This is a genomic window from Gilliamella sp. X-46 (genome assembly GCF_057063525.1).
In genome coordinates, this window is the sequence record NZ_JBXSQH010000018.1 from 36,554 (window position 1) to 44,145 (window position 7,592).

Sequence of the window (7,592 nt, forward strand, 5' to 3'; positions counted from 1 at the left end):
CACCTAAAAATTAAAATGCATTAATAATCCACTTTTGACTTTTACCTGTAATAGCAAAAACATCAAATCTAAACTCTGTATCCTCAATATTTAAATTTTGTTCGATCATCCACTGTTGAGCAGCCTGCTTGATTTTATGTTGTTTATTTAGTGTCACAGTCATTTCAGCATCACCAAAATTTGCATTTTTTCGATAACGCACTTCAATAAAAACAAGGCATTTGTTATCTAACATAATTAAATCGAGTTCACCAAAGCGAAATTGGATATTATGAGCAAGAAGTATAAGTCCCTGTTTAAGTAGATATTGGCAAGCAATATTTTCATAATGCTCGCCGATTTGTTTTTTATTCGCTTTTTGAATCAGATTTGGCTTCACCATAAGTATATTGCTGCCAAGAAAGCGAGCGAGTCACTTCACATTGAGCACTTGTTGATAGTTTTCCTGTCATACCATCTAAAAAATTAGGTTGATATGAATTAAGCTGATTGAACCGATTAGCGAGTCTCCACGCATCAATTCCCATTGCATACAAGCGCATTAATGAATAGTCTTTCTGAATATTGTTAGGTATGTTTGTATTCACATTATCCTTTTGCTCCATAATCATAGGAATTTCTGCATATTCAGTTTTATTCATATCATAATTAAAATCTTTAGAAGAATTGGCTATATGACTTTTTGAACTTGTATAGAGCATGACTGCTGATGAATTGCCAATAGTTTTATTTGCCCCCATATCAAGCATTGGTTTTATCAATGTTAACTCATCATATGAAGAATAAACATAAATAGCATCAAATCCCGCAGATATTTCCACTGATGGCATATCATTAATCAATATAGGATTACCGGTAAGAGTAATACCGATATTACGATTCATATTGGCGCTTAATGTTGTAGTGTTTCCAAAATATTGCACGTAAGCTTGTGAATTATTCGCCGATAATTGCGACCACTGTGCTGCAAAACTTTGTGCAACACGTTGTCCTAAATCAGTTTGCGGCACTAATAATAACGGTTTTACTCTATTTTGAGAATAAATATGGTTTGCCGCATCTTTTGCTTCATCTTCAGGAGATAATGCAAAAAAACACATTTTATTAACAGAGGTAGTCTCATTATCAACTTTATTTAAAGCTAAAATAGGAATAGCGGGAGCTAGCTCTTTTATTTTAGCCACTTCATCTTTTAATAGAGGCCCTACAACTAATTCAACATTATCTTCCTGGGCTTGCTGGATTAAAGTATCCATGGATGCACTAGTTGTATCAAGTACAATCACATTTTGTTGTGGTTCTTGTGGAAAAATTTTTATAGCATTCATATAACCTTGGCGAATAGTTTCACCAAATATACGTGAAGAACCATTTAATGGTAACAATAAAGCAACTTTTTTTGCATTAGCATCAACAGAAAGTGTTTGTTCACCAGTCAATATCGAAATAATCTCTTTAGCTGGATGATCTGGATATTGTGTAGCCCAGTTGTTGACAGCTTGTTTCAATAACTGTTTTTGATTTTCAGATTTTGTTGCAATAGTGTCTGGAGTATCATCATCTTGTGAAACAATTGCTTGGTTATTATTTTGATAAGTATAAGCTAAGTCAACCCAGCCTTGTAGTGTTGTTTCATTTTCACCGACTAAAACTTTGCTGATTTTATCAGATTTTAACTTACGGAAAAAATTCCATGTATTATTTAATAATTGCCTTTTTTCGACTTCTGTTACATATTTTTCTAATTGAAGATAATCGTGAGCTTGAGCATTAATATCCTTACTGTTTATATCCAAACCTAATTTAATCGTATAATAACGATATAGCTGTGAGTTATTCAAATCTGAAATAGCGAATTTATTAAGGTCAAATGATTGTCTTTTTTTTACAGCAATTTCACCTTCTGACAATAACTTTTCTTTTTGCTGCTCAGTATTAAGATTAAGAGGCAAATTTGATAATAGTACATTGGCTTGAGAAAATTTATTTTCTTTTATCAAAGCTCGAATAGCTAATAATTGCCAATTAACTTTAGTAGAACCAGTGCTATTATCTGCTTGTGACAAATAGTAATTAGAGTTTTGATGCTCATCAAAGTTAAAGGATTTCTTTGATATTTCTAAAGCACATCCCACCAAAATCGCAAACAATGGCATTATTAACATAGCACAAAAAGAGCGTTTTAAATTCATACCTATTCTCTTGTAAGTTGTTATCCCCAAATTCGTTGCACATGAACGGTCACTTCTTCTCGATCATGATAAAGCTGTTTAGCCTGAATTTGTACATTAATGTTTTTATTATTTAGTTCGTTGTTTAGTAATTGTAAACTTTGTTTTACTTCTTCATAACGTTTTTTCATTGGTAATTTGAGATTAAAAATAGTCTCTCTACACCAACCATTAATTAGCCATTTGGCTATTAATTCTGTTACTTTTGCCGGCTTTTCAACCATATCACAAACCAACCAGTAAATATTATGCTTTTTAGGTACAAATTTGAAGCCATCTTCACGATAATGTTTAACTTGTCCTGTTTCCATCAGTTTCTCATTCATCGGTCCATTATCAATGGCATAAACCATCATGCTTCTTTTTACTAGCTGATAAGTCCAACCTCCAGGACAAGCTCCCAAGTCAACCGCATTCAAACCACCTTTTAATCGTTCATCCCATTCTTCATAAGGAATAAAAATATGAAAGGCTTCTTCTAATTTTAACGTAGAACGGCTTGGTGCATCGGTTGGAAATTTTAGCCTTGGAATCCCCATATAAAAAGGTGAATTATTTTGACTCAGTGAATAACCAACATAACAACTATTGCTATTGATAAAAAATAAGTGAATAACAGGTCTTGATGGGTTTTCAGCTTTTAATAAAATACATTTACTTCGTAATGCCTGGCGAAGAGGAACTGTAAATTTACGACAAAAACCGGAAAGTGCCTTGCCATCATTAGTATCGGCAACTTCTACACGCAGATCCCCAGCTTTATCTATAATGCCAGATAATGCATCAATAATGGGAGAGATACGATCATTATTCGGCAAATCTGTTAATAAATCACCCGATACAAACATTTGTCTCGCAAAAATTAATGTACGAAAAGCCAATTTTTTTATTAATAATTGCGCACCTCCATCTTGATAGCATTCAAAAACAACATAACCACTGTTTTCTTTAACTTTAGCAAAGCCATATATTTCTCTTTGCACGGCCCTATCTGTGATTTCAGCAGCACACTCTTTTTCAAACCCACAACGACAATATAAAACGATCTTATTTAATTTTTGCATAATTGTATATTAAATTTATTAAACCACCATAATAAGCAACAATCACATCAATCAGATTGAACATTATCGGTATATAAAGGTGCTTCCCCTTTTGGACGAGTTTTAAATCGTCGATGTAACCACATATATTGTTCAGGTGCTTTTAAAATTTCTTGTTCAATAGCTTTATTCATAAAAGTAGCAGCACGTACGTCATCATCTATTGGATAGCCTTTAAGCTCGGAAGTCACATAAACTGTGTAATGTCCACTTTTTTCACGCTTAGGTGTGAATGGGATAATAGCAGGCTGACCTAATTTAACTAATATGCGTGTACCAACGGTTGTTGCTGCTTTTTCTACTGAAAATAGAGGCGCAAATACACTATTTTTAGGGCCATAATCATGATCCGGCGCATACCAAAGCAATTCACCATTTTTTAGTGCTCGGATCATACCCTTTGTATTATGACGGTCTAACATATATTTGTTTGACTTAAGTCGACCTTTAAGCTGAACATAATCCATTACGGGATTATCATTTGGTCGATAAACACCCACACCTGGATGGCTCATTCCTAAAATACGTGCACCTAATTCTAATGTTAAAAAATGAATACCTATGAGCAGAACGCCTTGACCTGATTGTTGCACCTTTTTAATATGAAAGTCGCCAACAATAGAAACGCGCTTGGCAAGCCGTTTATCTGACCAAAACCAAGCCATACCTGTCTCAAAAATAGCCAAACCGGTCGAAATAAAATTTTCACGTAACATCTGGTCACGTTCTTGTTGTGTTTTTTCAGGAAAACAAAGTTTAAGGTTTTGGCTCGCCGTTTCTTTTCGTTTGCCAATTAATTTCATTGAAAGTAAACCTAATCCTTTCCCCAATTGATAAATAATTGGATATGGAAACAGTAGAATTAAATACAAAATACCGATACCAAACCATGTTAACCAATAACGAGGGTGCAGTAAGCATTTAGTAAAGATAGGGCGAATTTCTTGATTTTGACTCATATTAAGATCAAGTTATTGTTAATAATAAAGTTGATTATTATATACCATATCCTGATTTTAGGGGCAGAAAAATCAACAAGGTTAACTTACAACTTTATATTATCATTCAGTAACAAAAGTTAGAATCGATTTATATTTAAAGTAGAAGATCATAGCGAATAATGAGAATTACTCATTATGATCAGTTCTTAGCACTTCCTACTTTTATACTAAAATACATATTTTCCCGAAACTTTTCACAAAAGATCAAACAGCAACAGGGGCTTTGATTGCAGGATGCGGATCATAACCAACAATTTCAAAATCTTCAAATACATAATCAAAAATTGTTGAAGGTTTACGTTTAATTACTAATTTGGGTAATGCTCTTGGCTCACGACTTAATTGTAAATGGGTTTGTTGCATATGATTAGAGTAAAGATGTGTGTCCCCTCCAGTCCAAACAAAATCACCTACTTGCAATTCACATTGCTGTGCAATCATGTGAACTAACAATGAATAGCTAGCGATATTAAATGGTAGTCCTAAAAATACGTCACAAGAACGCTGATAAAGCTGGCAAGAAAGTTTACCATCTGTAACATAAAATTGGAAAAAAGCATGACATGGGGCTAAAGCCATTTGATCTAATTCCCCAACATTCCAGGCAGAAATAATCATGCGTCTAGAATCAGGATCAATTTTAATTTGTTCAATTAATTGTGAAATTTGATCTATTTTACGACCATCAGCTGTACCCCATGCTCGCCATTGTTTACCATAAATAGGACCTAAATCACCATTAGCATCAGCCCATTCATCCCAAATTGTGACTTTGTTGTCTTTTAGATACTTGATATTCGTATCGCCTTTTAGAAACCAAAGCAACTCATGGATAATTGAACGTAAATGGCATTTTTTAGTTGTAATAAGAGGAAAACCTTCTTGCAAATTAAATCGCATTTGATGACCAAAAATAGATAATGTACCGGTACCAGTTCGATCTGATTTAAGTGTACCTTCATCTAAAATTTTTTGCATTAACTCTAAATATTGTTTCATCGTGCTTTTGCCTTCTTGTCAAACCTATACGCAAATAAAAAAATTAAAATACCACCAATAATCATCGGTAAACATAAAATTTGTCCCATACTGATAATATTTAAAAATAAACCTAGTTGTTCGTCAGGTTGTCTAAAAAACTCTATAACAAATCTAAATAAACCATAGCAAAGTAAAAATAACCCAGATACAGCACCTGTAGGCCTTGGTTTTAGAATAAAAATATTTAATATTACAAATAGTATAATTCCTTCAAATGCCATTTCATAAAGTTGTGACGGATGTCTTGGTAAAATACCGTTTAATTGAGAGTAAAGTGAAAACCATTCAGGATGAGACTGAACAAACATAAAATCAGCATGCGATGATGTTGGAAATAACATACCAATAGACGAATTAGTTACTCTTCCCCAAAGTTCTCCATTAATAAAATTACCAAATCGCCCAAACATTAAGCCTATTGGGACAAGAGGAGCAACAAAATCACCTACTTGCATAAAAGTTTTCTTTGTCTTCTTAGCAAAAATAGCAATAACACAAATAGCGCCAATCAAACCGCCGTGGAAAGACATACCTCCTTCCCAAACTTTAAATAAAATTACAGGATCTTTAATAAACGTATCAAAGTTATAGAAGAAGACATAGCCTAATCTACCGCCAATAAATAGCCCCAAAAACCCCCAAAATAATAAATTTTCAACCTCTTGTGGCGTCCATTTACTATTTGGTTTATTTGCTCGACGCTTAGCTAAGTAAAGAGCACCCAGGACGCCAAATAAATACATTGCTCCATACCAATGGAGTGATATAGGGCCAATAGAGAAAGCTATTGGATCAAAATCAGGAAATCGCAAATATTGATTCATTTTTTAATACGCTTTTTATTTTTTCGTTTATGTATAAAGAAATTAAATTTTTTCTTTTTAGGAATACTAATAATTGGTGCATCTAATTCGGTCTGTATAGCAAAAACAGAGGAAGAAAATTCTTTCATTGCTTTTCTATAAACGTCTCTTTTAAAAGCAATAACCTGTCGAATAGGATACCAATAATTAACCCATTTCCAATCATCAAATTCAGGAGTAGAAGATGCATTGAGATTAACTACTGATGGATCTGATATTAATTCTAATAAGAACCATTTTTGCTTTTGTCCAATACAAACTGGTTGGTTTTCCCAACGGATCATCCTTTTAGGTAACCTATATCGCAACCAACCATTAGTAACGGATAAAATTTTTACATCTTTTGATAATAAACCAACTTCTTCATTTAATTCACGAAACATTGCCTGCTCAGGCGTTTCGTTTTGTTTTATTCCGCCCTGAGGAAACTGCCAAGAATTTTGCCCATAACGACGAGCCCAAAGTACTTGACCATACCTGTTACAAATAACTATTCCTACGTTTGGACGGTAGCCATCATTATCGATCACTGACTACCTCAAGAAATCTATTTTTATATAGTTAAATTGTTTCATACATGGAGCAATAAATAAATAGAAAAATGACTTAATTGAGCAAATATGCTTTCTCATATAGGTTATTTTTTCAATAATTTAATAATTGTAACAGTATTAATTATAGCAAATGTTACTTCAATAGCTATGCTGCCTAAAGATCCTATCCACAAGGCTATAAATAATCCATAAAACACTACTTAACAATATAATCAATCGCCTATTTTGCTGTTGTAAACGGAACAGTACAATAGTCACCAATATAGTACCTAAAATTGAAAATAATGAATAAATTACATCCAATCAGGTGTGGTAAGAAAATAAAATATCCGCATTAAAGCAATAAAAGAAAATATCGCAAACATATTTTTAGTAAGCAGAAGCAATATTTCTAAATATATTTACAATATTCAGTACTGCTGCAGGATATGATTCTGGCCCCAATAAATAAAAGTGAAGAGTTATAATGAACATTAACAATGGCCAATTACCATCTAAAAGCATTATCATTACGTTGTAAAAAAGTAATAATGCCTACAAAATAACCTAACATACCCATTAATTGTAGAATTGTCGTATATTTTTCAACAAAATTTACACTAGCAGACTCATATAAAAATTTCAGACTATCCATAAAGCAAAAAAGCCCAGCATGACTGCTGGGCTCTCTCTAATTTAAAAGTCTGGCGGCACCCTACTCTCACATGGGTAATACCCACACTACCATCGGCACTACGGCGTTTCACTTCTGAGTTCGGCATGGGGTCAGGTGGGACCACCGCGCTATTACCGCCAGACA

At 33.4% G+C, this 7,592-nt stretch carries 9 protein-coding genes and 1 rRNA gene; all 10 read right to left on the bottom strand.

What is annotated here, in order from left to right; translation table 11 throughout:
• Positions 1-10: 10 nt before the first annotated feature.
• A complete protein-coding gene (locus ACYIAJ_RS09840) occupies positions 11-382 on the bottom strand; it encodes a YraN family protein (RefSeq protein ID WP_483560120.1) in 372 nt (123 codons plus the stop codon).
• Positions 348-2,192, bottom strand: a complete 1,845-nt coding sequence (locus tag ACYIAJ_RS09845; protein ID WP_483560118.1) for a penicillin-binding protein activator — start codon at positions 2,190-2,192, stop codon at positions 348-350. Before ACYIAJ_RS09845 ends, ACYIAJ_RS09840 begins: the two co-directional genes overlap by 35 nt.
• A gap of 20 nt (positions 2,193-2,212) precedes the next feature.
• On the bottom strand, positions 2,213-3,295 hold the full coding sequence (rlmM, locus tag ACYIAJ_RS09850; protein ID WP_483560117.1) for a 23S rRNA (cytidine(2498)-2'-O)-methyltransferase RlmM: 1,083 nt from the start codon (positions 3,293-3,295) through the stop codon (positions 2,213-2,215).
• Positions 3,296-3,342: 47 nt separating this feature from the next.
• Positions 3,343-4,293, bottom strand: coding sequence for an LpxL/LpxP family Kdo(2)-lipid IV(A) lauroyl/palmitoleoyl acyltransferase (lpxL, locus tag ACYIAJ_RS09855; protein ID WP_483560115.1), 951 nt, complete (start codon positions 4,291-4,293; stop codon positions 3,343-3,345).
• A gap of 246 nt (positions 4,294-4,539) precedes the next feature.
• Positions 4,540-5,334 (bottom strand): thymidylate synthase, encoded by a 795-nt coding sequence (gene thyA / locus ACYIAJ_RS09860; protein ID WP_483560113.1) that lies wholly within the window; start codon positions 5,332-5,334, stop codon positions 4,540-4,542.
• Complete coding sequence (gene lgt / locus ACYIAJ_RS09865; RefSeq protein WP_483560111.1) at positions 5,331-6,200, bottom strand: prolipoprotein diacylglyceryl transferase; 870 nt, start codon at positions 6,198-6,200, stop codon at positions 5,331-5,333. The genes thyA and lgt overlap by 4 nt, the downstream gene beginning before the upstream one ends.
• Positions 6,197-6,769: an RNA pyrophosphohydrolase gene (rppH, locus tag ACYIAJ_RS09870; RefSeq protein WP_483560109.1), complete on the bottom strand. Its 573-nt coding sequence runs from the start codon at positions 6,767-6,769 to the stop codon at positions 6,197-6,199. The genes lgt and rppH overlap by 4 nt, the downstream gene beginning before the upstream one ends.
• A 162-nt stretch (positions 6,770-6,931) precedes the next feature.
• Positions 6,932-7,096: a YgjV family protein gene (locus ACYIAJ_RS09875; protein ID WP_483560108.1), complete on the bottom strand. Its 165-nt coding sequence runs from the start codon at positions 7,094-7,096 to the stop codon at positions 6,932-6,934.
• 184 nt (positions 7,097-7,280) lie between these two features.
• Positions 7,281-7,427 carry a hypothetical protein gene (locus ACYIAJ_RS09880; RefSeq protein WP_483560107.1) on the bottom strand — a complete coding sequence of 49 codons (147 nt, stop codon included), beginning with the start codon at positions 7,425-7,427 and terminating at the stop codon, positions 7,281-7,283.
• 47 nt (positions 7,428-7,474) lie between these two features.
• Positions 7,475-7,590 (bottom strand): 5S ribosomal RNA (gene rrf / locus ACYIAJ_RS09885).
• Positions 7,591-7,592: the final 2 nt, after the last annotated feature.

What these genes read in the sequence shown, in the direction of transcription:
- ACYIAJ_RS09840 (WP_483560120.1), bottom strand. Translation starts at nt 382, where the DNA reads ATGGTGAAGCCAAATCTGATTCAAAAAGCGAATAAAAAACAAATCGGC.
- ACYIAJ_RS09845 (WP_483560118.1), bottom strand. Translation starts at nt 2,192, where the DNA reads ATGAATTTAAAACGCTCTTTTTGTGCTATGTTAATAATGCCATTGTTT.
- rlmM (WP_483560117.1), bottom strand. Translation starts at nt 3,295, where the DNA reads ATGCAAAAATTAAATAAGATCGTTTTATATTGTCGTTGTGGGTTTGAA.
- lpxL (WP_483560115.1), bottom strand. Translation starts at nt 4,293, where the DNA reads ATGAGTCAAAATCAAGAAATTCGCCCTATCTTTACTAAATGCTTACTG.
- thyA (WP_483560113.1), bottom strand. Translation starts at nt 5,334, where the DNA reads ATGAAACAATATTTAGAGTTAATGCAAAAAATTTTAGATGAAGGTACA.
- lgt (WP_483560111.1), bottom strand. Translation starts at nt 6,200, where the DNA reads ATGAATCAATATTTGCGATTTCCTGATTTTGATCCAATAGCTTTCTCT.
- ACYIAJ_RS09880 (WP_483560107.1), bottom strand. Translation starts at nt 7,427, where the DNA reads ATGGATAGTCTGAAATTTTTATATGAGTCTGCTAGTGTAAATTTTGTT.